Below are 821 nucleotides of genomic sequence, written 5' to 3'. Positions count from 1 at the left end.
GGGTACGAGGGGGCGGGCGCGTGGCTCAGGCTCCCGCGAGTCCGGCCACCCGCAGGGCGTGCAGCAGGTCGCCCTCGCGGCTCGCCGACACCGCTCGGGCGGCTTCAACGAGTTGGGGTACGAGCTCCCGCGGGTCCTCCGCCGCCAGCCGGGCCGCGTCCTCGGGGGCGCGGACCCGGACGAAGGCGGTGAGCAGGGCGCGGGCCTCGCCGTGGTGGCCCTCGGCGCGCAGCGCGGCGCAGGCCCCGGCGAGCTCCTCCGCGGGGCGCGCCACGCCCTGGCGGAGCAGTTGCTCGCAGTCGGCGGCCCGGTCGGCGTCGGCGAGCACCCCGGCGACGGCGGCGAGCCGGGCGGGCGGCAGCGAGGCCGCCTCCCAGAGCAGGACCGACCAGTCGGCGGCGAGCCCGGCCCGCCGCAGCTCCTCGGCGAGGGCGGGCAGCCGGGAGAGCGGCCCGCCGAGCGCCTCGCAGAGCAGCGCGTGGGCCTCGCCGCTGCGGCCCTGGGCGCGGAGCCGCTGGAGGGCGTAGACGGCGTTGGCGGCGGCGCGGGTCGCCTCGGCGGAGTCGGTCCCGGCGGGCGCGGCGACCCCGGCACCGCCGCGCACGGCGGTCTCCGCGGGCTGGGCACCTCCGAACCGTGCCCCCCTCGGTGTCGCTCCCCCCGTGGGCAGCGCGGGGAGCTCGGGTACGGACGCGGGTGCGGGCGCCGGGCCCTGATCCTCGGCCACGTCGTCCAGCCAGGCGTACCGCGCACCCCGGGGGCGACGCCCGGCCCGGGKGGCGCGGTACGCCTGGCTGGACGACGTGGCCGAGGATCAGGGC

1 protein-coding gene is annotated in these 821 nt (G+C 81.2%); it reads right to left on the bottom strand.

The features are described 5' to 3' along the window. Positions 1 to 25: 25 nt before the first annotated feature. A complete protein-coding gene (locus EAO70_RS35605) occupies positions 26 to 604 on the bottom strand; it encodes a hypothetical protein (protein WP_261993217.1) in 579 nt (192 codons plus the stop codon). Between the last annotated feature and the right edge of the window lie 217 nt (positions 605 to 821).

This window comes from Streptomyces sp. adm13(2018), from assembly GCF_008042145.1.
GTDB lineage: Bacteria > Actinomycetota > Actinomycetes > Streptomycetales > Streptomycetaceae > Streptomyces.
This window is presented reverse-complemented; position numbering and strand designations above follow the sequence as displayed.